Annotated in this window: 22 protein-coding genes; 16 read left to right on the forward strand and 6 right to left on the reverse strand. The window is 63.6% G+C overall.

What is annotated here, in order from left to right; translation table 11 throughout:
• Positions 1-2: 2 nt before the first annotated feature.
• The 6 genes from F7D09_RS01175 (at position 3) to F7D09_RS01200 (ending at position 6,143) form a co-directional block, all read left to right on the forward strand.
• Positions 3-1,415 (forward strand): DHA2 family efflux MFS transporter permease subunit, encoded by a 1,413-nt coding sequence (locus F7D09_RS01175; RefSeq protein ID WP_226835812.1) that lies wholly within the window; start codon positions 3-5, stop codon positions 1,413-1,415.
• Between the two features lie 36 nt (positions 1,416-1,451).
• Complete coding sequence (locus tag F7D09_RS01180) at positions 1,452-2,306, forward strand: class I SAM-dependent methyltransferase (RefSeq protein ID WP_226835814.1); 855 nt, start codon at positions 1,452-1,454, stop codon at positions 2,304-2,306.
• A gap of 49 nt (positions 2,307-2,355) precedes the next feature.
• Entirely contained in the window at positions 2,356-3,018 is a 663-nt protein-coding gene (locus F7D09_RS01185) for an NUDIX hydrolase N-terminal domain-containing protein (protein WP_152233617.1), read from the forward strand.
• 150 nt (positions 3,019-3,168) lie between these two features.
• Positions 3,169-4,464, forward strand: coding sequence for an NADH:flavin oxidoreductase/NADH oxidase family protein (locus tag F7D09_RS01190; RefSeq protein WP_152233618.1), 1,296 nt, complete (start codon positions 3,169-3,171; stop codon positions 4,462-4,464).
• Positions 4,465-4,521: 57 nt separating this feature from the next.
• Positions 4,522-5,301 carry an SDR family NAD(P)-dependent oxidoreductase gene (locus F7D09_RS01195; RefSeq protein WP_152233619.1) on the forward strand — a complete coding sequence of 260 codons (780 nt, stop codon included), beginning with the start codon at positions 4,522-4,524 and terminating at the stop codon, positions 5,299-5,301.
• 56 nt (positions 5,302-5,357) lie between these two features.
• The gene (locus F7D09_RS01200; RefSeq protein ID WP_152233620.1) at positions 5,358-6,143 is read left to right on the forward strand and encodes a methyltransferase domain-containing protein; all 786 of its coding nucleotides are present in this window, start codon (positions 5,358-5,360) and stop codon (positions 6,141-6,143) included.
• A 71-nt stretch (positions 6,144-6,214) separates the two neighbouring features.
• Here the strand turns inward: F7D09_RS01200 and F7D09_RS01205 are convergent, their stop codons facing one another.
• From F7D09_RS01205 to F7D09_RS01215, 3 genes are all read right to left on the reverse strand, one after another.
• Positions 6,215-6,739 carry an NAD(P)H-dependent oxidoreductase gene (locus F7D09_RS01205; protein WP_152233621.1) on the reverse strand — a complete coding sequence of 175 codons (525 nt, stop codon included), beginning with the start codon at positions 6,737-6,739 and terminating at the stop codon, positions 6,215-6,217.
• A 195-nt stretch (positions 6,740-6,934) separates the two neighbouring features.
• Complete coding sequence (locus tag F7D09_RS01210; protein WP_152233622.1) at positions 6,935-7,156, reverse strand: hypothetical protein; 222 nt, start codon at positions 7,154-7,156, stop codon at positions 6,935-6,937.
• A 102-nt stretch (positions 7,157-7,258) separates the two neighbouring features.
• Positions 7,259-7,915 (reverse strand): sugar O-acetyltransferase, encoded by a 657-nt coding sequence (locus tag F7D09_RS01215; RefSeq protein ID WP_226835816.1) that lies wholly within the window; start codon positions 7,913-7,915, stop codon positions 7,259-7,261.
• A 166-nt stretch (positions 7,916-8,081) separates the two neighbouring features.
• Here F7D09_RS01215 and F7D09_RS01220 point away from each other — a divergent pair, with 166 nt between their 5' ends.
• Positions 8,082-8,561: a flavodoxin gene (locus F7D09_RS01220; RefSeq protein WP_152233623.1), complete on the forward strand. Its 480-nt coding sequence runs from the start codon at positions 8,082-8,084 to the stop codon at positions 8,559-8,561.
• A 6-nt stretch (positions 8,562-8,567) separates the two neighbouring features.
• Here F7D09_RS01220 and F7D09_RS01225 read toward each other — a convergent pair whose 3' ends face one another.
• The 3 genes from F7D09_RS01225 to F7D09_RS01235 are packed head-to-tail and all read right to left on the reverse strand — an operon-like array spanning position 8,568 to position 10,468.
• Complete coding sequence (locus F7D09_RS01225) at positions 8,568-9,716, reverse strand: type II toxin-antitoxin system HipA family toxin (protein ID WP_152233624.1); 1,149 nt, start codon at positions 9,714-9,716, stop codon at positions 8,568-8,570.
• Positions 9,713-10,018: a helix-turn-helix domain-containing protein gene (locus F7D09_RS01230; RefSeq protein ID WP_226835818.1), complete on the reverse strand. Its 306-nt coding sequence runs from the start codon at positions 10,016-10,018 to the stop codon at positions 9,713-9,715. Before F7D09_RS01230 ends, F7D09_RS01225 begins: the two co-directional genes overlap by 4 nt.
• Positions 10,019-10,078: 60 nt before the next feature.
• Complete coding sequence (locus F7D09_RS01235; RefSeq protein ID WP_226835820.1) at positions 10,079-10,468, reverse strand: aldo/keto reductase; 390 nt, start codon at positions 10,466-10,468, stop codon at positions 10,079-10,081.
• Between the two features lie 219 nt (positions 10,469-10,687).
• Between F7D09_RS01235 and F7D09_RS01240 the strand changes: the two genes are divergently transcribed.
• The 9 genes from F7D09_RS01240 (at position 10,688) to F7D09_RS01280 (ending at position 24,636) form a co-directional block, all read left to right on the forward strand.
• Positions 10,688-12,346, forward strand: coding sequence for an aminotransferase class I/II-fold pyridoxal phosphate-dependent enzyme (locus F7D09_RS01240; RefSeq protein ID WP_152233625.1), 1,659 nt, complete (start codon positions 10,688-10,690; stop codon positions 12,344-12,346).
• Between the two features lie 90 nt (positions 12,347-12,436).
• Positions 12,437-14,515: an elongation factor G gene (locus F7D09_RS01245; protein WP_152233626.1), complete on the forward strand. Its 2,079-nt coding sequence runs from the start codon at positions 12,437-12,439 to the stop codon at positions 14,513-14,515.
• 179 nt (positions 14,516-14,694) lie between these two features.
• Positions 14,695-19,266, forward strand: coding sequence for a glutamate synthase large subunit (gltB, locus tag F7D09_RS01250; protein WP_152233627.1), 4,572 nt, complete (start codon positions 14,695-14,697; stop codon positions 19,264-19,266).
• Between the two features lies 1 nt (position 19,267).
• Entirely contained in the window at positions 19,268-20,800 is a 1,533-nt protein-coding gene (locus F7D09_RS01255; protein WP_152233628.1) for a glutamate synthase subunit beta, read from the forward strand.
• Between the two features lie 216 nt (positions 20,801-21,016).
• Complete coding sequence (locus F7D09_RS01260) at positions 21,017-21,262, forward strand: hypothetical protein (protein ID WP_152233629.1); 246 nt, start codon at positions 21,017-21,019, stop codon at positions 21,260-21,262.
• A 6-nt stretch (positions 21,263-21,268) separates the two neighbouring features.
• Positions 21,269-21,730 (forward strand): hypothetical protein, encoded by a 462-nt coding sequence (locus F7D09_RS01265; protein ID WP_152233630.1) that lies wholly within the window; start codon positions 21,269-21,271, stop codon positions 21,728-21,730.
• Positions 21,731-21,930: 200 nt separating this feature from the next.
• Positions 21,931-22,506 (forward strand): hypothetical protein, encoded by a 576-nt coding sequence (locus F7D09_RS01270; protein ID WP_152233631.1) that lies wholly within the window; start codon positions 21,931-21,933, stop codon positions 22,504-22,506.
• Positions 22,507-22,618: 112 nt separating this feature from the next.
• Positions 22,619-23,983, forward strand: a complete 1,365-nt coding sequence (locus tag F7D09_RS01275; RefSeq protein ID WP_152233632.1) for a sensor histidine kinase — start codon at positions 22,619-22,621, stop codon at positions 23,981-23,983.
• Complete coding sequence (locus tag F7D09_RS01280; RefSeq protein ID WP_152233633.1) at positions 23,980-24,636, forward strand: response regulator transcription factor; 657 nt, start codon at positions 23,980-23,982, stop codon at positions 24,634-24,636. The genes F7D09_RS01275 and F7D09_RS01280 overlap by 4 nt, the downstream gene beginning before the upstream one ends.
• The last annotated feature ends 55 nt before the right edge of the window (positions 24,637-24,691 follow it).

Genomic DNA, 24,691 nt, shown 5'->3' on the forward strand with positions numbered 1-24,691 from the left:
TCATGTCCAATTCGCAACAGATCTCACTCAGCAACCGCCGCCGCGCGCTCGTCTTCGCCAACATCATGCTCTCGTGCATCGCCACCACCATCATGGCGACCGCGCTCACCACGGCCCTGCCGCCCATCGTCGCCGACCTCCACGTCACCATGCAGACCGGCCAGTGGCTCACCAGCGGCTACTCGCTCGCCATGGGCATCGTCATGCCGCTGACCGCGTTCCTCATCACCCGCTTCCCGACCAAACCGTTGTATCTGGCGGGCGCGGCGCTGTTCATCGTCGGCTCGCTGGTCTGCGTGGCGCCGGTGCCGTTCGCCGTCATCATGGTCGGGCGCGTGATCCAGGCGTGCGGCAACGGGTTGCTCATGTCGATGGCGCAGGTCGTGCTCATGACCATCTACCCGGACAACCGCGGCACGATCATGGGCTGGTACGGCCTCGCGGTCGGTGTCACGCCGGTGATCGCGCCGACGCTGTCCGGCCTGATGGTCGACGCGTTCGGCTGGCGGTCGGTGTTCTATCTGGTGATCGCGGTCATGGCCGTGTCACTGGCCGCGGCGTGCGTCGTGTTCGGCGATGTGCTCGAAACGTCGCGGCGGTCCTTCGACGTGCTGTCGTTCGCAGTGAGCGTCGTCGCGTTCGGCGGCGTGACGCTCGGCGTCGGCAACATCGGCACGACGCCGTTCGTCAGCGTATCAGTGCTGCTGCCGCTCGCGTTGGGCGTCGCGGCGTCCGTCTGGTTCGTGCTGCTGCAGCTGCGCCGCGAGCGCCCGTTCCTCGACGTGCGCATATTGCGTGATCGCGGCTTCGCGTTGAGCGTGATCGGCAGCATGCTGCTGTACTTCGCGATGATGGGCTCGTCGGTGATGCTGCCGCTCTACGTGCAGACCATCAAAGGCGGTTCCGCGTCGATGGCCGGACTGGTAAGCCTGCCGGGTTCGCTCGCCATGGCGGTCATCAGCCCGATGGCCGGACGGCTGTACGACCGGTTCGGCATACGACGGCTGTTCCTGATCGGCGGCGTCTGCCTGACCGCCAGCAACCTGTGCATGGGGGTGCTGCCGTTGTCGGCGCCCGTCTGGGTGGCCGCCGCGATCAACGTGGCGCGCTCGCTCGCGATCGGCTGCCTGATGATGCCGCTGGTGACATGGGGCACCACATGCGCCGGGGAGGGACGTCTCGCCGATGCGAACGCGCTGCTCACCGCGCTGCGCACCATCGCCGGCGCGATCGGCCAGGCCGTGTTCGTCGGGATGATGACCGCGCTGGCGGCCTCCGCACACGCCGGTGGCATGGGCCTGGCCGCGGCGGATATGCATGGCCTGAACCTGACGTTCTTGGCGATGGGCGTGTGCGCGGTGCCGCTGGTCGTCATCCCTCTGGCGTGTCTGCGTGGCGACCGGACCGTACGATAAGGGAATCGACCGTGACGGTACGTGCCGGGGATCGTGATGATTGACTTCGAGCGCTTTAAGTTGGTATATCTGCTCATGACGCAAGGAATCCAACTAGGAGGCGGCCGGATGATATCCGACGAGAGCATCGATCACGGCGTCCCCTTTGATTGGGGACGTGTATCGGACGAATACGCGCGGTATCGCGATATCTATCCGGCGCGGTTCTACCAGCGAATCCTCGAGCGCGGGCTGTGCCGTGGCGGACAGCATGTCCTTGATCTGGGCACCGGCACGGGCGTGATTCCGCGGTCCATGGCACGGTATGGCGCGACATGGGTCGGCATTGACATCTCCGAACGGCAGATCGCCCAAGCACGGCGGCTTTCCGAAGGTATGGGCATCGAATACCGGGCGATACCGGCGGAGCATATCAATTTTCCCGATGGTATGTTCGACGTGATCACCGCATGCCAATGCTTCTGGTATTTCGACCATGAGACGATCCACGGCATCCTGCATCGCATCCTCAAACCGCGTGGGCGCATCCTTGTGCTGTACATGGCATGGTTGCCGTTCGAGGATCCGATCGCTGAGGCAAGCGAACGACTGATCCTGAAATACAATCCGAACTGGAGCGGCGCGGGGGAGCGCATGCGGCCGATCGACATTCCTGCCTGCTATGCGGACGGCTTTGCACTCATCCATCATGAGGAATACAAACTCACGGTACCGTTCACGCGCGAAAGCTGGAACGGACGAGTAAAGGCATGCCGTGGCATCGGCGCATCCCTTTCCGTGCACGACATCGCAGCGTGGGAGCGGGAGCACATGGCGCTGCTCGAACGCATCGCCCCGGAACGGTTCGATGTGCTGCATTATGCCGCAATGGCCGAACTGGAACGCATCTGAGCATCACGACAAAGCCACAGACAATCCTGAAACGAATGGAGACCGCATTATGAACGAACCAACGTCAGCACTGTCATCGGCAGCTGCATCACCGGCATCATCGAATCGTATGCTGCTGGACTGGGCCAAGGAATTGCAGGCACTGGCCCAAACCGGATTGGTATACAACCATGATTCATTCGACCGGGAACGATACGAACGAATCCGCGACATAGCGATCGACATGCTCGCCATGCAGTCCGATATGCCGGCCGAACGCATACGAGGGCTGATCAGCGCTGGATACCCGACTCCGAAACTCGACACCAGGGCGGCAATCTTCGATGCGGACGGCCGCATCCTGCTCACGCACGAAAACAGCGGCGAATGGTCGCTGCCTGGCGGCTGGGTTGACGAGGACCAATCCGTGCGATCCAACACAATCAAGGAGGTCAAGGAGGAAACCGGACTCAACGTGACCGCCGACCAGCTTATCGCGGTACATGATTGCGCCAACCATAACGGCCTGTCCTTCCCGTACGGGGTGATCAAGTTTTTCGTACAGTGCACCCGTATTGATGGGCAGTTCGAGCCAAACATCGAGACGACGGAGATCCGTTACTTCGCTGAAGACCAACTGCCCCAACTCTCCACGACAAGAAACACCGCAGAGCAAATCGCCATGTGCTTTACCGCCCACCGCGATCCCGACTGGGCGACGCTGTTCGAGTAGGCGATTCCATTACCTCACGCCGTTTCACGGAGATTGCGCGCTGACATTCATCTTCATATCATGGCCGACAGTCCAATATTTTACACATGTCCATCTATGTGGTATTTTTTAGACAGCTGTAAAAAACTGGACTGATGAAAGGTGAATCGCATGACGACAATCACTGCGAACGCATCCGTTGCCGAACCGCTGACCCTGCCGTGCGGCGTGACGGTCAAGAACCGCTTCTACAAATCCGCGATGAACGAGGCGCTCGCCGGACGCGACTGCGCGCCGAGCGAAGCGCACGCGCGCCTGTACCGCGAATGGGCTCATGGTGGCGCGGGCGTGCTCGTCACCGGCAACGTGATGGTCGACCACACGCAGCTGGGGGAACCCGGCAACGTCGCCGGCGAAGACGAACGCGACCTCGCGATGCTGCGCCGCTGGGCGGCGGCCGGCACCGAAAACGGCGCGCACTGCTGGATGCAGATCAACCACCCCGGCCGTCAGTCGCCCATCACCATCAACCCGCATCCGCTCGCACCGAGCGCCGGCAAGATCGACGGCGAATATGGTCGCTTCTTCGCGGAGCCGACCGAACTGACCCGCGACCAGATCCGCGGCATCATCCGCCGGTTCGCCAACACCGCGCGCATCGCCAAAAAGGCAGGGTTCACCGGCGTGGAGATCCATGCGGCGCACGGCTACCTCATCAACCAGTTCCTCTCGCCGCTCGACAACCGCCGCACCGACGAATACGGCGGCAGCCTCGCCAACCGTGCCCGCTTCCTGTTCGACGTGTTCGAAGCGGTGCGCGAGGCAGTCGGACCGGAATTCCCCATCGCGGTGAAGCTCAACTCGTCCGACGTGCCGATCGCCGTCAAGGTCAACGAACGCGATGATGCACCGGGTGGCTTCAACGAGGAGGAATCCATCTGGGTCATGAAGCAGCTTGAAGCGCGTGGCGTCGACCTCATCGACATCTCCGGCGGCACCTATGCGAAACCGGTCATCCAGACCAACGACGGTGCCGCCGAAGACCGCCGACGCGGCGTCTACTTCACCGACTTCGCACGCCGCATCAAAGGCGAACTGACCGTGCCGGTCGCCCTGACCGGCGGCTTCCGCAACGCCGCCGACATGAACCGAGCTTTGAACGACAACATCACGCAGATGATCGGCATCGCGCGTCCCTTCGCGCTCATGCCCGACCTGACGAACCGCATCATCCGCGACGGCTGGCAAGGCTCCGTCGACCTGCCGCGCATCACGACCGGCATCACATCGCTCGACAAGACGTTCGGCGGCGTCCTTGTCATCAGCTGGTTCGAACTGCAGATGCATCGCATCGCGCAAGACCGCCGCCCGGCACCGCATATCGGCGGCATGCGCGCACTCCTGTTCGCCGTCAAACAGCACGGCCCCGCCGCACTCGCCCCGCGCCGGCGCAAAGGCCGGCAGTGACGACCTACATTATCAATCTTCAGTAGTCTGCAAATATGAGTGCAAAGGAATTATCGAATGGATATTGCCATCGTCACCGGTGCGTCATCGGGTCTTGGCGCGGCATTTGTTGAAGCGATCGTCTCACGCTACCGGAATCTCGATGAAATCTGGATCATCGCTCGACGCGAACAGCGATTACGTGCGCTCGCCGATCGGTACGATGATTCACACATGCGCATACGGGTCATTCCACTGGATCTCGCCGCATCGGAATCGTATGAGAAATTGACCGAGTTGCTGAAGGAAATGCAGCCGAACATCCGCATACTCATCAATAACGCAGGCTACGAGCGTGAAGGATTGCTGCGAGAGATGAACCCGGGCGACATCCGCGCGATAATCAACCTCAACGTGACCGCCATGACGATGGTCAATCGCACGTGTCTGCCGTACATGCAGCGCGGAAGTTTCGCGATCATCACCGGATCGGTGTCGTCCTTCGCGCCGATCCCATGGCAGGCCGCCTATGCCGCGAGCAAGGCGTACGTGCGTTCGCTCGCCCGCGCATTGCACGAGGAGGAGCGCGAGCGGGGCGTGAACGTGATGCTGTTCAGCCCGGGCAACATGAACACCGAAATGAACGTGCGTGGTGCCGCTTCCGGCAAGCTCGCCCGGCTGCCGTATCTCGACCTGCACCAGGAGACGGCGAAGGCGCTGTCGAAGGCGGAGCGCGGATGCGCCGAGTACACGCCGTTGGCGTTCTACAAGCTGTATCACGCGTTCGCCAAACTGGTGCCGACCGCATTGGCCGTGCGCATCACCAGCCTCGAATCGGGAGGCGCTGGACGACGGTGACCGCCATGCGGACGGCGTTATGGATATGGCGGTCGGTCGGGACTAGCGTGAATCGCATGGTCGTATGGGATTCCGAACAGTATCTGCGATTCAAGACGGAACGCATGCAGCCGTCGCGCGATCTCGCCGCGCAACTGCCACCGGACGACGGCACGGTCGCGCGCGTGCTCGACATCGGCTGCGGGCCGGGCAACAGCACCGCCGTACTGCGCGAACGCTACCCGCACGCGACGATCCTCGGCGTCGACAATTCGCCGGACATGATTGCCGCGGCGCGCGACACCCATCCGGACATCGATTTCACACTATGCGACGTGTCGAAACCCGACGACCTGGCCGCGCTGCCGCACGACTTCGACGTCGTGTTCTCCAACGCGTGCATCCAATGGGTACCCGACCACGCGCACCTCATCCCCGCGATGCTCGGCCTGCTGCGGCCGGGCGGCATATTGGCCGTGCAGACGCCGATGAACTACGAGGAGCCGATCCACCGCATCATCGCCGAAATCGTGCACTCGCCGGATTACGCGGACCGGCTGCCGCAAAGCCGCGAGTTCTACAACCTCACGCCGCCCGAATACTGGGAGCTGCTGCACGCGAACGCCGAATCGTTCCGCATCTGGAAAGTCACGTACATGCACACGCTGCCCTCGCACGAGGCCATCATGGACTGGTACCGCGGCACCGGACTGCGCCCATACCTGCAGGCACTTGCGAACGACGGCGAACGTGCGTCGTTCGAGCAAGCGGTGTTCGAGCGGGTCCGCAAGGAGTATCCAACACAGTCGGACGGCAGCATCATCTTCCCGTTCCCGCGGTTCTTCTTCACCGCTGTCCGGTGATTTGCGGACGGCATAACGTTGGGGCCCGGTCGATGGTCTTCGACCGGGCCCCAACGTTATGGTCTCCAAGGTTATTCGGCGAGCAGCGCCTTCTGATAGCGCCGTCCCGCGTCGGCGAGCGCCGCGTCGTCCAGTTCCATCGATTCGAACACGACGAACGGTTCCAGCCACGTCGCGTGCGTGTAGCGGGCCATCATGCGGTACGGCGAGAGCACCTCGTCGATGGTCGCGCCCTCGTCGACCGGCTGGTATTCGGTTTCCGGTCCGCCGGCGGTCGTGGAGACCATGATCTGCTTGCCGACGAGCGCCTTGCCGTCCGTGCCGTACGCCCAGCCGTATTCGAGCACCTTGTCCTCCCACTCCTTGAGCAGTGCTGGGGAGGAGTACCAGTAGAGCGGGAACTGCAGCACGATGCGGTCGTGCTCCTCGACGAGCCGCTGTTCGGCGGCCACGTCGATTCTGCCGTTCGGGTAGAGCGCATACTCGTCGCGCACGGTCACCTCGTCGGCCGGCAGTCCGCGTGCGGCCGACAGCAGCGCGGCGTTCGCGCGAGAACGGCTCAGATCGGGGTGGAACACCAGTACCAGGGTCTTCATCGGTGGTCTCCTTTACGTTTTGTACGCCTTACGGCGATGTGAAGGCTGTGTCCTATGCATCGTACCGCCTGGCGCGGGCATGCCCGCCGCGCGGCAGTCGTTTTCGGCCATGCGGCAGGTCCGCCGTGCATTGGTCTTGTCGTTGCCTCGGCGCCGGATTGTGGACGATGACCGTGGCGACGGTGGCGGACGGGGCTAGCGTGGCCGTATGGTCACTTCGAATAGAAGCAGGGTCGTCATCGTCGGCACCGGCAGCGTCGGCTCGGCCGTGGCGAATACGAGTACGACGAGCATGATGTGTTCCTCTCCCTGCCGGTCGCGCTTGACGGTGAAGGCGTGGGCGATTTCGTCGACCTGCATTTGAGCGGCGAGGAGCTGATGAGATTCCACGCCTCCGCCGAGGTGATCCGGCAACATTGCTCGCTCATCGCAGACCGGCTGTGACGGTATGACGCTGCGTCCCCTCCAGCGGAAGGAACCGCCGGTCGGATCGTCGTCAGGCAGCGTGACGCAGTCCGGTCAGCAGGCCGCGTCACGCGCGGCGATGCGCTCGCAGAAGCCGGTCCTGTCCGCCTCGGTGATCGGGCGCACCACGCGCGCCGGGTTGCCCACGGCGACCACGCCGGCCGGAATATCCTTGGTGACGACCGAGCCGGCGCCGACCACAGACCCGCGGCCGATGGTCACCCCGCCGAGCACGGTCACATGGCCGCCCAGCCATACGCCGTCCTCGAGCACGATCGGCCTGGCCTGGCAGGCGCCGGCCTTGCGCTCCTCGAAGTCGAGCGCATGGTTTGTGGCGAACAGGCCGACCATCGGCGCGATCCATACGTAGTCGCCGATCGTGATCGGCGCGTTGTCGAGCATCACGCAATCGAAATTGATGTACGCGTGCGAGCCGATCGAGATGTTGCGGCCCATCTCGCAACGGAAGTTCGGTTCGATGAACACGTCGTCGCCGACCGCGGCGAACAGTTGCTCCATGATCGCGCGGCGTTCGGCCTCCTGATCGTAGTCGAGCCGGTTGTAGGCGCGGAACAGCTTCTTCGCCTCCACGCGCTTGCGTTCGATCTCCGGGTGCGAGTCCTGATAGACCTCGCCGGCGATCATGCGGTCCCATTCGACGCGCCCCTCGGGCGTCAGATCGGCGGTGACGTCGTAGTCGTTCACGGTCATGGCTGTTCGCTCCTTCGCTGGCATTGGCGTGCAAGGGTCAATTATAGCTGCCTTTACGGTGCCGTTATCACGCGCCATATCATGACGATGTACGGCTATTGACTTCAAGCGCTTGAAGTCAATACAACGTTGGTTGATAAGCAAAACCCAAGACAAGGAGCCTGACATGAGCAAGCGAACGCTCGTCGTCTACTTCTCCGCCACCGGCACCACGCGAGCCGTGGCCGAACGCCTCGCGCACGCGATCGGCGCGGACCTCAAGGAGATCATGCCGGCCCAGCCGTACACGGCCGCCGACATCAACTGGCGCGACACCGCCAGCCGCTCCAGCGTGGAGCACACGCACCGCGACATGCGTCCGGCGCTCGCCGAACCAATCGGCTTGGAGCCTTACGACGTGGTGTTCGTCGGCTACCCGCTGTGGTGGGAGACCGCGCCGCGCGTGGTGCGCACGTTCCTCGAAAGCGAGGACTGGGCGGGCAAGACCATCGTGACGTTCGCCACGTCCGGTTCCAGCACGCGCGGCGCCGACGGCGTGCAGCTGCACGACTCCGCGCCCGCAGCCCATTGGATTCCGGGCCGCCGCATCGCCGCCTCCGAAAGCGAGGCCAGGCTCGCCAGGTGGGTCGACGGCCTGGGTCTGTGAATCGCATCAGTCACGCACGGCAAAGCCGGCGTCGGCAATGCGTTCCTGCATGCCCTTGGCGAGGGACAGGCAGCGTGCGCGCGGGATGCCGGCTTTGACTCCGATGCCGGTCAGATCGGCGAGCGTGATGCCGCGGCCCTTGCCGTTGACCGCTGTGGTGTGTTCGCCGTTGATGCCTGGATTCTCCGTTAGATCGTACGCAGGGGAGAGTTGCCAGACGGCGTGTTCCCGGTCGTAGAGGTAGGAGAAGTTCTTCGCGTGATCGTCGCGGTTTCCGATGAACACGTTGAAGCACATGAGTCGGTACATGCGTTCGCATTCCTCTGCGCTATCGGTCATGCGCATGGTCAGCCGCATGAGCAGCCCGTAGTCGAGGTTGGCGATGCGATGCGAGGTCTCCAACAGGCCGCCGGCTGATATCATATGCACTTTGCGATTGCTGCCGTCTGCTTGCCGTGCGCGGTCGAACCGTCTGACTCCGAAATATCCGGCGCAATGTTGTGACGGGAACAATCGGGTTTCTGGCATGATGATGCCACATTCACGCGCAAGACATGAGATGCGGTATTCGGTCTCTCCGATATTGGGCGAATCCACGGATGAGGGGAATTTGATGATCCAATCCTCTCCGTCGATTGTGGTGAGGATCTTTGGCCGTGCGCCGCCTGATGATCCTCCCAACGCGAATAGATAATCGAGGTCGTCCGAGAAATCGGTGTTCAGCAGATGCAGGCATTCACGTGCGAGCGCGTCGAAATCAACCGCATCGGGGTGCTCGTCATCGATCGTCGTTGCAGGTTCGTATTCCAGCGCGCCCATGCCGCTTGCCCCTACAATCGACAGGCGCGGCAACGGACCAACCGCATGCGGGTCTATGCCATGCCGTCGCAACATCCGATCGGTGAGCAGGCGTCCCCAGCCGTCAGGCATGCTGTCGTCGAATACGCCGAACATGCCGTTCAGAGGATCGCGCTTGGCGACGAACACGCCTTCCCGCAGCGGCAGGCTTAACGGGCTGATGGAAAATCCATGTATCAGCCAAGTCCGATCGTAGGCGAACGCCAGAGTGCGGTTTGGCGACAAGGTGAGCGTACCGACTGTTTCTCCGGCGCATGTGACGCGAACCCGATCAAGATATGGAAGTGAGCTGGTCATGTGCGGCTCCTGCCCTGTCGTGATGCGGCGGTGACATCGTCGATGGTCGCGTAATACGGCTGTGCGAACAGCGCGTCAAAATCCCGCTCGCAATGCAGTGCAAAGGCGATACTGACTAAGGCTCCAAGCGAAATCTCATGAAGCTGCTCGAATCGTCTGATCGACCCTAGGCTCACGCCGGATTTCCCGGCCAATGCGGTCTGCGTCATGCCATGATCCTTGCGACGCTTGGCCATACGGGCGGCGACGCCTGCCATCACATCGCCAGGCATGGGCTCATCAAGCAAATCAAACATACTCATATATTAGCATTATTCATAGCCTTCACATGTTTTTACTATTATGCGAGTAGTTTTGTAGGCTCAATCGGCGTCGGTGGCGGTGAGCATGCCGTGGATGGCGAACGGTTTGGCGAACGTCATGCCGATGTGCCTGGCGGTTAGGTCGGTCAGTGGTTGGTCAATGCCTCCTGCGTGGGCTGGTAGTGGGCGCCTTCGATGTGGATGGAGTCGAGATGCCGGTTGATGTCGGCGAGCTCGTCCGGTGTGAACGTGACGGCCGTGCCGCCGAGGTTCTGGCGCAGACGGTCGACATGCTTGATGCCGGGAATCGGCGGTGAACCGGCCGGCCAGCATGGCCTTGCCGAGCGGGCTGAACGGCACGAGTCCGATGCCCAGCTCTTCCAGCGTGGGGATCAGCTCCTCCTCGGGCTTCCTCCACCACATCGAATACTCGTTCTGCAGGGCCGTCATCGGTGCGACTCCAATGCCAGCAGGCCATGCCCCGCAATGCCTCAGGGGTATAAGCGCACAGATGAAGAGCGGATGTCACAGCGGACGGAAGTTCAATGCCGATATAGGCAATCGGCCACTCATTGAACTTTTCGGCGTTTCCTCGCACATGACAGTGCTATGGTTTGAACCAACGATTTTGAACTTTGAACTATTGGGAAGGGCGGTGACGAAGACATCATGAACGACCGGTTCGCAAGTCACCTGCGCGAGACGATGGCCGCACGCCATCTCAAACAGGTCGACCTCGTCCGTGCGGCGCAGAAGGCCGGCGTCAAGCTCGGCAAAAGCCACGTCAGCCAGTACGTCGCCGGCAAGACGGTACCACGCACCGAAACGTTGAACTTCCTCGCCGAAGTGCTGGACGTCGACCCCGACTGGCTGGTCGGCAATACGGAACACGCACGCCGGCATGACGCCGGCGACCGCGACAACGGCCGGCAGCCGACGGAGACGAGCGACGCTACGATACCGCACACCTCAGCAACGTCCAGCGAAACAGCATCCTCCATGCCGGACCTGCCCCAGCACAGCCCACACGACCACCCATCAGCCACCACAACGCCCACCAACCCAACATCCACCAACCAATCGGCAACCAACATAAAGCCGGAAGGAGCCACCATGCGCCGCTTCAACAAATCAACCAAACTCGACAACGTCCTCTATGACGTGCGAGGCCCTGTCGTCGACGAAGCCGCCCGCATGGAACAGGCCGGCATGCACGTGATGAAACTGAACATCGGCAATCCGGCGCCCTTCGGCTTTCGCACGCCGGACGAGGTCGTCTACGACATGTCGCAGCAGCTGACCGAAACCGAAGGCTACTCGGCGTCCAAAGGCCTGTTCTCCGCACGCAAAGCGATCATGCAGTACGCGCAGCTCAAGAACCTGCCCAACGTGGGCATCGAGGACGTGTACACCGGCAACGGCGTGAGCGAGCTCATCAACCTGTGCATGTCCGCGCTGCTCGACAACGGCGACGAGGTGCTCATCCCCAGCCCCGACTATCCGCTGTGGACCGCGTGCGTGAACCTCGCCGGCGGCACCGCCGTGCACTACGTGTGCGACGAACAGTCCGAATGGTACCCGGACATCGACGACATGCGCGCCAAGATCACCGACCGCACGGTCGCGATCGTGCTCATCAACCCGAACAACCCGACCGGCGCGCTCTACCCGCCCGAAGTGCTCCAGCAGATCGTCGACCTCGCCCGCGAACACCAGCTCATGATCTTCTCCGACGAGATCTACGACCGCCTCGTCATGGACGGGCTCAAGCACGTGTCGATCGCCTCGATGGCCCCGGACCTGTTCTGCGTCACGTTCTCCGGCCTGTCCAAGTCGCACATGATCGCCGGATATCGCATCGGCTGGATGGTCCTGTCCGGCAACAAGTCCATCGCCAAGGACTACATCGAAGGCATCAACATGCTCACCAACATGCGCATCTGCTCGAACGTGCCCGCGCAGTCGATCGTGCAGACCGCGCTCGGCGGCCACCAGTCCGTCAACGACTACATCGTGCCCGGCGGCCGCATCTACGAGCAGCGCGACTACATCTACAACGCGCTCAACTCGATCCCCGGCGTCACCGCCGTCAAGCCGAAGGCCGCGTTCTACATCTTCCCCAAGCTGGACGTGGAGAAGTTCAACATCACCGACGACGAGCAGTTCGCGCTCGACCTGCTGCACGACAAGCGCATCCTCATCACCCGCGGCGGCGGCTTCAACTGGCATGAGCCGGACCACTTCCGCATCGTCTACCTGCCGCGCATCGAGGTGCTCAAGGACGCGGTCGACAAGCTCACCGACTTCCTGAGCTACTACCGGCAGTGACGCCGCGCCCTGTGCCCTGACCCGTGCCCTGTACATGCGCTGCCGCCGCCGCGCCCAGCGTGTACAGGGCACGTCTTTGAATGGGTTCCCATGAAGAAGCACATCGTCATGGGAATCCTCGCGCACGTCGACGCCGGCAAGACCACGCTGTCCGAGGCGCTGCTGTACCGTTCCGGCCAGATCCGCAAGGCCGGCCGCGTCGACCACGGCGACTCGTTCCTCGACACCGACGCCATGGAACGCGCCCGCGGCATCACCATCTACGCCGAACCCGCGGTCATCGAGACCGGCGACCTGACGATCACGCTCATCGACACCCCCGGCCACGTGGACTTCAGCGCGGAAACCGAACGCGTGCTGCCCGCGCTCGACTACGCGGTGCTCGTCGTCTCGGGCGCTGACGGCATCCAGGGTCATACGGAGACCCTGTGGCGGCTGCTGGAACGCTACCATGTGCCCGCGTTCCTGTTCGTCAACAAAATGGACGCGCCCGGCGCGGACCGTAACGCGCTGCTCGCCTCGCTGCGCCGGCGTTTCGGCGACGGCTGCATCGACATGGACGGCGGCGACGCCCCAGAAGCCAGCGAGGACGTGGGCGTGCTCGACGAGACGGCCATGGACGAGCTGCTCGGCTCGGGTTCGATCTCGTCCGCCACGATGCAGGCCATGATCGCGAAACGCGAGCTGTTCCCCGTGTACTTCGGCGCCGCGCTGCAGATGGACGGCGTTGACGCGCTGCTCGCCGGCATCGAACGATACGCGCGGCAGCCGGCAGCGGGGGAGCGTTTCGCCGCGCGCGTGTTCAAGGTCTCGCACGACGTGCAGGGCAACCGGCTGACCTGGCTCAAGGTCACCGGCGGCGAGCTGCGTGCGAAGATGGTGCTCGACGGCGACGAGAAGGCCGACCAGGTGCGCTGGTATTCGGGCGCGAAGTTCACGACCGTTGACGCGCTGCCCGCCGGATCCGTGTGCGCGGTCACCGGCCTGACCAGCTCGTTCCCCGGGCAGGGTCTGGGGGAGTGCCGTGACGCCGCCGCACCCATGCTGCAGCCGGTGCTCACGTTCACCTTGCTGCCCGGCGGCAACGACGTGCACCGCTGCCTGACCGCGCTGCGCGAACTGGACGACGAGGACCCGCTGCTGCACGTGGTCTGGCAGGAGCGTCTGCAGGAGATCCACGTGCAGCTCATGGGCGAGGTGCAGCTGGAGATCATCCAGCAGATCCTGCACGACCGGTTCGGCCTCGACGTGACGTTCGGCCCCGGCTCCATCCTCTACAAGGAGACCGTCACCCACGCGGTAGAGGGCGTCGGCCACTTCGAGCCGCTGCGCCACTACGCCGAGGCGCACGTGCTGATCGAGCCGGCGGAGCCGGGCAGCGGCGTCACGGCCGCCACCGCCTGCAGCGAAAACACGCTCGCGCGCAACTGGCAGCGGCTCATCATGACGCACATCGCCGAAAAGGAGCATCTGGGCCCAATGGCCGGATTCCCGCTCACCGACGTGCGCATCACCCTGCTCACTGGCCGCGCGCACGAGAAGCACACCGAAGGCGGCGACTTCCGCCAGGCCACCTACCGGGCGATACGCCAGGGCCTGATGAGCGCATGGTACGAGCGCGACTTCGCCGCGGCCGCAGCCCTGCACGCCGGCGACGGACAGGACTCGACGGCCGCCGACGCCGAGGCCGCGGACGCGCCGGACGGCGACGTGGACGAACGGCCGAACATCCGCAGCCCCAAGGGCAGCGGCTGGTGCCGTGTGCTCGAACCGTGGTACCGCTACCGGCTCGACATCCCCCAGGACATGCTCGGCCGCGCCATGGCCGACGTGCAACGCATGTCCGGCATGTTCGACACCCCGGCGATGGACGGCGAGCGGGCCGTGCTCACCGGCTCGTGCCCCGCCTCCGAGATGCGCGGCTACGCGATGGACGTCAACGCCTACACGCACGGCCGCGGCCACCTCACCTGCACGTTCGGCGGCTACCTGCCCTGCCACGACGAAGACGCGGTCGTCGCCAAGGCCGGCTACAACGCCGAAGCCGACATGGAGAACACGCCCGACTCCGTGTTCTGCGCCCACGGCGCCGGCTATCCGGTCCGCTGGTACCGCGTGCCCGAGTTCATGCACCTGCCGTTCGCCTACGACGGCGAGTCCGGCGAGTGAGTGCGGCGCCTGCGCGAAACGCCGACGGAACCTCCACGAAATTGGGTATTGACAAAAACGGATAGCCGGTATATGGACGGCGAAACGTATTTGACATAACCGGGCGGTAGTCTGTCTACGCATTGGTGAAAAGAACCGCAGGGAATCCGCCCTGCCAAAACGATATGAAGGTGGTTTCGGTGACTTTCCACGCTCCACTTGATTTGACGATACGCAAATCGCAAGGACTTTATGACCCCGGCTCCGAGCACGACGCCTGCGGCGTTGGCATGGTCACCACGCTCAACAAGCGGCCCGAACGCAAGATCATCGACGACGCCATCGAGGTGCTCGTCAACCTCAACCACCGCGGCGCAGTCGGCGCCGAGGAGAACACGGGCGACGGCGCGGGCATCCTCATGAGCATGCCCGACGAGTTCATGCGCGCCACCGTCGGCGTCGATCTGCCCGAGGCGGGCCACTACGCGGCCGGCATCGCGTTCCTCGACCGCGACATCGCCACCTCCGGCCAGCAGGAGCAGGCCATCGCCCGAATCGTGCGCGAGGAGGGACTCGACGTGCTCGCATGGCGCGTCGTGCCCACCAACCCCGACGGGCTGGGACTCCAGGCGCTCGCCTCCATGCCGAGCTTCAAGACGCTCGTCGTCGCCGACCCGGAAGGCAAGCTCGCCGGCATCGAACTCGACCGCAAGACGTTCCGCATCCGCAAGCGCGTCGAGCATGAGGTCGGCATCTACTTCGCGTCGCTGTCCGCCCGGACCATCACGTACAAGGGCATGCTCACCACGATGCAGCTCACCCCGTTCTTCCCGGACCTGAGCGACCAGCGCATGAAGGCGAAGGTCGCGATCGTCCACTCGCGCTTCTCCACGAACACGTTCCCCAGCTGGCCGCTCGCCCAGCCGTTCCGCCTTATCGCGCACAATGGCGAGATCAACACGATCCAGGGCAACCGCAACTGGCTGTCCGCACGCGAAGGCCGCCTCAGCTCCGAACTGCTCGGCGAGTTCAAGCCGCTGCTGCCGATCACCACGCCCGGCTATTCGGATTCCGGCACGTTCGACGAATGCCTCGAGCTGCTGCACCTCGCCGGCCGCTCGCTGCCGCACGCGATTTCGATGATGCTGCCGCCCGCCTGGGAGAACAACGACCAGCTCGACCCCGACGTGCGCGCGTTCTACGAGTACAACAACACGCTGATCGAGCCGTGGGACGGCCCGGCCGACATCATCTTCACCGACGGCACGCAGGTCGGCGCGCTGCTCGACCGCAACGGCTTCCGCCCCGGCCGCTGGCAGCTCACCGACGACGGCTACATCGTGCTCGCCTCCGAGGCTGGCGTGCTGCCGGAGATCGACGACCGCCACGTCGTGTCCAAGGGCCGCCTCGAACCCGGCCGCATGTTCCTGGTCGACACCGACGAGGGCCGCATCATCCCCGACGAAGAGATCAAGAAGTCCCTCGCCTCCCAGCACCCGTACCGCCAGTGGGTCGAAGGCAACTCCGTCGAGATGAGCGACCTGCCCAAGCGCGAGCACGTGAGCCACTCCGGCCAGTCCGTGCAGCGCCGCCAGCGCGCGTTCGGCTACACCGAGGAGGACCTCAAGCTCCTCCTCACGCCGATGGCCAACACCGGCAAGGAGCCGCTCGGCTCCATGGGCAACGACAACCCGCTGCCCGTGCTCTCCAAGCGCAGCCGCATGCTGTTCGACTACTTCCACCAGAAGTTCGCGCAGGTCACCAACCCGCCGCTCGACTGGGAGCGCGAGGAGGTCGTCACCTCGCTCGAATCCGCGATCGGCCCCGAGCCGAACCTGCTCGAGGACAGCGAGCTGCACGCGAAGAAGATCCTCATCCCGCTGCCCGTCATCAACTCCGACGAGATGGCGCAGCTCAAGCGCCTCGACCGCGCCAAGGTGCTCGGCGGCTACTACCGTCCGTTCGTCGTCAAGGGCCTCTACCAGGTGGCAGGCGGCGGCAAGGCGCTCGAGGAGCGTCTCGAGGAGATCTTCTCCGAAGTTGACGAGGCCATCGCGAACGGCAGCAACTTCATCGTGCTCTCCGACCGCGAGTCCAACCACACGTGGGGCCCGATCCCGTCGCTGCTGCTCACCGCGGCCGTGCAGCACCACCTGCTGCGCCGCCACACGCGCACGCAGATCTCCATGGCCGTCGAGGCCGGCGACGTGCGCGAGATCCACCATGTCGCGCTGCTCATCGCCTACGGCGCCGCCTGCGTGAACCCGTACCTCGCGTTCGAGTCCGTCGAGAACCTGGCGCGCACCGGCTACCTCAAGGTCGACGCGCACACCGCCGTGAAGAACCTCACCAAGGCGCTGTCCGTCGGCGTGCTCAAGATCATGGCCAAGATGGGCGTCTCCACGATCATGAGCTACCGCGGAGCCCAGCTGTTCGAGGCCGTGGGCCTGAGCAAGGAGGTCGTCGACAAGTACTTCACCGGCACCGTCTCGCAGGTCGGCGGCGTCGGCCTCGACGAGATCGCCGAGGAGGTGGCCATCCGCCACCGCGTCGCCTACCCGAACCAGTGGACCGCCGCGCCGCACTTCAACCTGGAGACCGGCGGCGAATACAAGTGGCGCCGCACCGGCGAGGACCACCTCAACGACCCGGAGGCCATCTTCCTGCTCCAGCAGTCGACCGCGCGCGGCGACTACCAGATGTTCAAGAAGTACTCGCACCATATCAACGACACGTCCAACCGCATCATGACCCTGCGCGGCCTGATGAAGTTCAAGCACGACCGCAAGCCGATCGACATCTCCGAGGTCGAACCGGCCAGCGAGATCGTCAAGCGCTTCTCCACCGGCGCGATGAGCTACGGCTCCATCTCGCAGGAGGCGCACGAGACGCTCGCCATCGCCATGAACACGCTCGACGCGCGCTCCAACTCCGGCGAGGGCGGCGAGTCCGACGACCGCATCAACGACCCGCTGCGCTACAGCCGAATCAAGCAGATCGCGTCCGCCCGATTCGGCGTGACCTCCGACTACCTGGTGCACGCCACCGACCTGCAGATCAAGCTCGCGCAGGGCGCCAAGCCCGGCGAGGGCGGCCACCTGCCCGGCGCGAAGGTCCCGCCGTGGATCGCGAAGGTCCGCCACGCCACCCCGGGCGTGGAGCTCATCTCCCCGCCGCCGCACCACGACATCTACTCGATCGAGGACCTCAAGCAGCTGATCAACGACGCGAAGATGGCGAACCCGAAGGCGCGCATCCACGTCAAGCTGGTCTCCGAGTTCGGCGTCGGCACGATCGCGGCCGGCGTGGCCAAGTGCCATGCCGACGTGGTGCTGATCTCCGGTTATGACGGCGGCACCGGCGCGGCACCGCTCAACGCGATCCGCCACGCGGGCACCCCGTGGGAGATCGGCCTGTCCGAGACGCAGCAGACGCTCGTGCTCAACGGCCTGCGCTCGCGCATCGTCGTGCAGTGCGACGGCGAGTTGAAGACCGGCCGCGACGTGGTCATCGCCGCGCTGCTGGGCGCCGAGGAGTTCGGCTTCGCGACCGCCGCGCTGATCGTCGAGGGCTGCGTCATGATGCGCGCCTGCCAGAAGAACACCTGCCCGCAGGGCATCGCCACCCAGGATCCGGAGCTGCGCGCCCGGTTCCGTGGCAAGCCCGAGTCGGTCATCAACTTCTTCATGTACATCGCCGAGGAGGTGCGCGAGATCCTCGCCGAGCTCGGCTTCCGCACGCTCGAGGAGGCGGTCGGCCACGTCGAGTGCCTCGACCAGAACGAGGCGATCAAGCGTTGGAAGGCCGACGGCATCGACCTGACCAACGTGCTCATGCAGCCCGGCCCGGTTCCCGGCACGATCCTGCACAACACGATCAAGCAGAACCACGAGCTCGACAAGGCGCTCGACAACAAGCTCATCGCCATGGCGCAGGACGCGCTCGAGAACAAGGAGCCCGTGCGCATCGAGATGCCGATCCGCAACGTGAACCGCACGCTCGGCACGATGGTCGGCTACGAGATCACCCGCCGCTACGGAGCCGAAGGCCTGCCGGACGACACGATCGACATGACGTTCCACGGCGCCGGCGGCCAGTCCATCGGCGCGTTCATCCCGCGCGGCGAGACCATCCGCGTGTACGGCGAAGTCAACGACTACGCCGGCAAGGGCCTGTCCGGCGGCCGCCTGATCGTACGCCCCGAGGAGAACGTCAGCTTCGACCCGCACGAGAACGTCATCGCCGGCAACGTGACCGGCTTCGGCGCGACCTCCGGCGAGATGTTCGTCGCCGGCCGCGCGGGCGAACGCTTCGCCGTGCGCAACTCGGGCGCCACGTTCGTCGTCGAAGGCGTGGGCGACCACGGCTGCGAGTACATGACCGGCGGCAAGGTCGTCGTGCTCGGCCCCACCGGCCGCAACTTCGGCGCCGGCTTCTCCGGTGGCGACACGTACGTGCTCGACCTCGACATGCGGCAGGTCAACCCGGAGGCCGCCAAGAACGGCTCCCTGCTGTTCGCCCCGCTCGACGACGCCGACAAGGCGCTCGTGCACGATCTGGTCAAGCGCCACGCCGAGGAGACCGGATCAGCATTCGCGGCCGGACTGCTCGAGAACTGGGACGAGACCGTGCTGCGCTTCACGCACGTCGTCCCCGAACACTACCTCGCCATGACCGCGGCCATGAAGCAGGCCGCAGAGGACAACATCGATTTCAATGCGCCCGGCGCCTGGGAACAGGTCTACGAGCACGTGATGGAAGGAGCGCGCTGACATGGGAGATCCACGTGGATTCCTGAAGGTCCGTACCCGCCGAGAACTCGCCGAACGCCCCGTCGCCGAGCGAATCAAGGACTGGCTCGACGTGCACGCCGAGTCCGGCCTGCAGCCGTGGACCACCGAACAGGCGGCCCGCTGCATGGACTGCGGCACCCCGTTCTGCATGACCGGCTGCCCGCTGGGCAACATCATCCCCGAGTTCAACGACCTGGTCCGTCAGGAGAAGTGGGAGGACGCGTACAACCGCCTGTCCACCACCAACAACTTCCCCGAGGTCACCGGCCGCATCTGCCCGGCTCTGTGCGAGCAGGCGTGCGTGCTCGGCATCCACCAGCCGCCGACGATGATCAAGAACGACGAGTGCACGATCATCGACCAGGCGTGGGACCTCGATTACGTCAAGCCGCTGCCGCCGCAGCGCCTCACCGACCAGACGGTCGCCGTCGTCGGCTCCGGCCCCGCGGGCCTGGCCTGCGCACAGCAGCTGACGCGTGCCGGCCACACGGTCGTCGTGTACGAGCGTGACGACGCGATCGGCGGCCTCATGCGCTACGGCATCCCGAACTTCAAGCTCGACAAGCGGCTGCTCGACCGCCGTGTCAAGCAGATGGAGGCGGAGGGCACGCGCTTCCGCACCGGCGTGGAGATCGGCAAGGACATCACATGGGATGACCTGCGCTCCCGCTACGATGCCGTCGTCGTCGCCATCGGCTCGCGAGTGCCGCGCGACATGAAGCTGCCCGGCCGCGAGCTCAAGGGCATCCACTTCGCGATGGACTTCCTGCCGGACGCCACCCGCCGCGTATACGGCGTCAAGCCCGAGCATGACATCACCGCCAAGGACAAGCACGTCATCGTCATCGGCGGCGGCGACACCGGCTCCGACTGTCTCGGCACGTCGATCCGCCAGGGCGCCAAGGACGTGACCGTGCTGCAGATCATGCCCAAGGAGCCGAGCTCGCGCCCGGACAACCAGCCGTGGCCGACGTTCGCCCGCCTGTACCAGAAGACCTCCTCGATGGAGGAGGGCGGCACCTACATGTACAGCACCGATTCGGTGAACTTCATCGGCTCCGAAGAGGAGCAGTCGAAGGTGCATGTCGAGAACTCGACCGCCACCGAAGGCTTCATCGCCGACGAGACCGGCCATGTGACCGGCCTGCGCGTGGTCGACGTGGCACCGGGGGAGAACGGCCCGTTCACCCGCCAGCCCGGCACCGAGCGCGTGCTGCCCGCCGATCTGGTGCTGATTTCGGTCGGCTTCCTGCACCCGGACACCACGACGCTCATGGACCAGCTGCCCGTCGAGCTCGACAAGCGAGGCAATGTGGCGCGCAACGACAAGTTCGCCACCTCGCAGGACGGCGTGTTCGTCGCCGGCGATGCCGGCCGCGGCCAGAGCCTCGTCGTGTGGGCCATCTCGGAGGGCCGCTCCTGCGCGGCCGCCGTCGACGAGTACCTGACCGGCTCCACCGAACTGCCGTCGCCGATCGTCGCCTCCCAGCGTCCGATGATGCTGCCGCGCTGACGGTTCCGAGTCGGACAACCTTAAGCCTAGGAAAGCCCCCGCCTTCATGACGGGGGCTTTCCTGTATTCGGCATGCCGGCATTGGATTGCGCGGTTCAAACGATTCCCGTAAAAGTCTGACCATTCGTATGAGGCTGCATGGCAAGTCGCGTGTGTCATGATGGCATCATTGCGCATGTTCGTTTGAATGCGGACGATTGAAGAAAGGAATAACCGATGAGTCATGCAATGAAACGTCGCCTTATGACACTGGTCGCATGTTTGGCCGCTTTGGCCATGATTGCCCCGTCAGCGGCGTATGCCCAAGAGAACGATGTGAACTCTACCGTGGAGATTGTGATAGAGCGGGACGGAGAATCATCATCTCTAATCCTGCGAAAGAAAATACACGGAGTAAAAATCACCATGATTCCAAACAATGGTGGTTATCCCGTTATGTACCGGTATATATCAAGGTACTGATGCTCCATGCACGCATTTTCTGATTTCCTTGATCGGCATCGCTGGACAAGCCTTGCGTTGGGACTTGCCTTGGCTACCGCTACCCTGGCATGGCCGGACGATCACGCAACACAAGTGGATGCTGCTGCAATCGGCCATTATTTCGTTGCAGGATGCGCTGGCTTGATTCTTCTTCATCCTGCGCTGTATCAACGTGGCAATCGGGTCATGGACGCCTTGATACGATGGTGCGCGCCATATCGTGTTCCCGCAGTGATCATCGATGTTGTACTGTTCTCTGTTACCTCTATCGTATGGTTTCAAACCGATGGAGCGAATCCGACATACTCATGGACCTGGGCCAGCATACTGTATAGCATGCTCGTATCCATTGAAGGCATCATATTCATATTTCTGATGTCCGATTGGAAGAAACTGGGCAGACAAGAATCCAGCTCAGGCAGCCGACGCCATCACGATGTGTCGTGAGATGCGTTCACCATTGATTCAAATGCGCTGGGCGTGCTGGTGGTTGTCATTGCGACAACCACCAGCACGCCCAGCGCATTAACGTTTGAAAAAAGTCTGACCATTCGTATGAGGCTGCATGGCAAGTCGCTTTTTGTTGCATGGCATACTGAAGCCACAAGTCCTGTACATGCCGTTCAGGTGAGCGAAAGGAGGAAGCCATGCGACGCTTCAACACTCGGGTCATCGCAGTGATTAGCGCGGTGATCGCAGTCATCGCCGTTCTTCTCATATGGGTTTCGTCCGGTGGCATCGTACTCGGGCGGGATACGCAGACGGCCGTGCAATCTAAGCAAGGACAGGTCGCAACTGCCGAGGAGGACGATGATGGTTCGTTCCATATTGCAGCCCGCGACATCGTGGACTCGCTTGACAAGGCCGCCGGCATCAGCGATGTCACAGACGAGGGCATCATCTCGATGGGAGCCACGCCAAGCTATACCGTCGACACGAAAGGACGTAAGAACTGGCGGACCATCCGCAATGAAGACGACGTGCCGTTGAAGCCGGGGACATACCGGCTGTCCACGTATTGCCATGGTTCAGGCAAGGCGAAGAATACGTTCGTCATCGGCGACAAGACGCAGAGCACGCTCCAAAGTTGTGGTGGTGACCCGTACACGACCGCTACGCAGGATATCGACGTGACCGGCTCGGGGCTCAGCGTGGTGAGCATCGAACCGGTGCATAACGCGAGCTATGAGATCGCCTATCGAATCGAACGCATCGATAAGTGACGTTCGAAACGGTGTTTTCCGACCTATGGGACAGGAGCGAATTATGACCGGGAATGCGAATGCTGGCCGAACTGGCCATGCAGACGACATCGTCCGTGACCGTCGCGAAGCCATGATGCTATGGGGAGCCGCCGCGTTCTCGCTGATGCTGTTCATGCTCGAGTGGTTCAACACCGAAGGACTGTACGGCATCGACATAGCGCAGTACGCCATCGTATCAGTGCTGACGATCCTACTGCCGCTATGGCCGGTGCCGTTCGCTGTCGCCTTGCTCGTCGTGAACCTGCTCATGGCGGTCGCCCCGTTCGGCGGCGCCGGGTATGTTTCCGGATTGGAGCCCATGCTGCTTGCCAGCGCGGTGCTCGTCGTCCGCTGGGGTCGTATCACCATCGCGGGTGCGATATCAGCCATTTGCGTATTGGCTTACGCCGTCGAGATATTGTTCGACCTGACCTTCAGCCCCGGATACCCGGTTTTGTTGGTACTTGAGAACCTGATGCCGCTCGCACTCGCCTGGACTGTGGGTGCGATCATCCGTTGGGCGCATACGATGGAACGTGAACGGGTGGCGGAAGAGGAGCGAGCGCAACGGCGGGAGCAGCAGCTCATGCTCATGCATGTGCTGCATGACTCCGTGGCGAACAATCTCACGTATGCGGCGTCGCGATGCTCGCTGCTATTGGACGAGAACCCGGCTTCGGATGGTTCGCGGCATGCGCTCAGCGATCAAGACAGGGCGGCGGTGTTGGAGATCTCACTGATCATCGACCAGAGCCTGCAGGAGATTCGGCAGCGAATCATCGTCCCCGTGAAGCATGATCTGATGCCCGAAGCCGCGGAAAGCGGTGATTCGGAGGCTGCGCGGCAGCCAAGGGATACCATGGCGGAAGTGTCCTCCATCGAACAGCTGCATGAGGTCATGGCGACGTCTGGCAAACGCCTGCACCGTGACGGCTTCACCGGCGTCCCGCAGTTGGAAGGCGATATCGTGGGGCTGACCGAGCCCATGCTGCGGTTCCTTGCCGACGCCGTCCGCGAGCTCGCCGGCAACATGCTCAAATACGGCAGGCCGGGACCGTTCACGCTACTGGTGAATGTAGCCGCATGCGCCGATGTCATCAACGCTCCTGATGCAGACGGCGGTGCCACGGAGGCCGGCGTCACGGTCATGGCGTCGAATCCGATGCGGGACTCCATAACGGAGGAAGAACACGGGCCCGCGAACGATGCCAACTCGAATGCCGTCAGCTGTTTTCGTCGGCCTGCCGACCAGTCATCCGCGCAGACGCCTGAACGGTCTTCGGAACGCTTCCCGGTGAAGTCGACCCGAAGCGGATTGGAGACCCTGCGCATGGAAACACTGCGCCTCGGCGGCGAGTTCAACCGTTCCGCCGAGGACGGCGAATGGACGGTGTACATCCATGTGCCGCTGCATACGCAGGTAACTACAGGCACAAAGGAAGGTGACGCATCATGACCGGGCAGCGCAACACGACAACAGGAACGGACGCACGCAGGCCGCATGCGGTCATCGGCATCGTCGACAACGATCCGCTGGTGGGACGTGCCTTGGAAGACATGTTCACGGCGAGTCCCACGCCGCTCAGCGTCTTGTGGAACGTGCGATCCGCGCAGGAGGCGCTGCGGTTGTGCGCCGACCCGGCCATGCGGCCGGAACTTGTGCTCACTGACATGATGATGCCCGGAATGGACGGCAAGCAGCTTGCCGAACGGCTGCTGGCACTGTATCCACAGCTGCGCGTGCTCGCCATGTCCGCATTCCAGTACCGGTATACGCAGGAACAGCTGCGGCAGGCGGGAATCGCCGCGACGATCCGCAAGGAGGCAAGCGTACAGGAGTACGTGCAGCTGATCGGCCGCATCATCGGCGACGACGAGCTCGCCACGTGGACGCAGGATTCGTACTGGCCCATACGCATGCGGCTGACTGACACGGAGATCACGGTGATGCGCGAATACCTCAAGGGCCGTACCACCAAGGCCACCGCGCACCTGCTGCACTTGAGCGAAGGCACCGTAAAGACGCATATGAACAACGTGTACAAGAAGCTGGGCGTGCACACGCGCGCGGAGGCGATCCGCATATGCATGCAGGAGCACGTCCTGTGAACCGATGCGCGCGCCATGTGATGCGCGGTGCGGCGGATCGCCGTCCGGCAAGCGA

Source organism: Bifidobacterium leontopitheci, from assembly GCF_009193355.1.
GTDB lineage: Bacteria > Actinomycetota > Actinomycetes > Actinomycetales > Bifidobacteriaceae > Bifidobacterium > Bifidobacterium leontopitheci.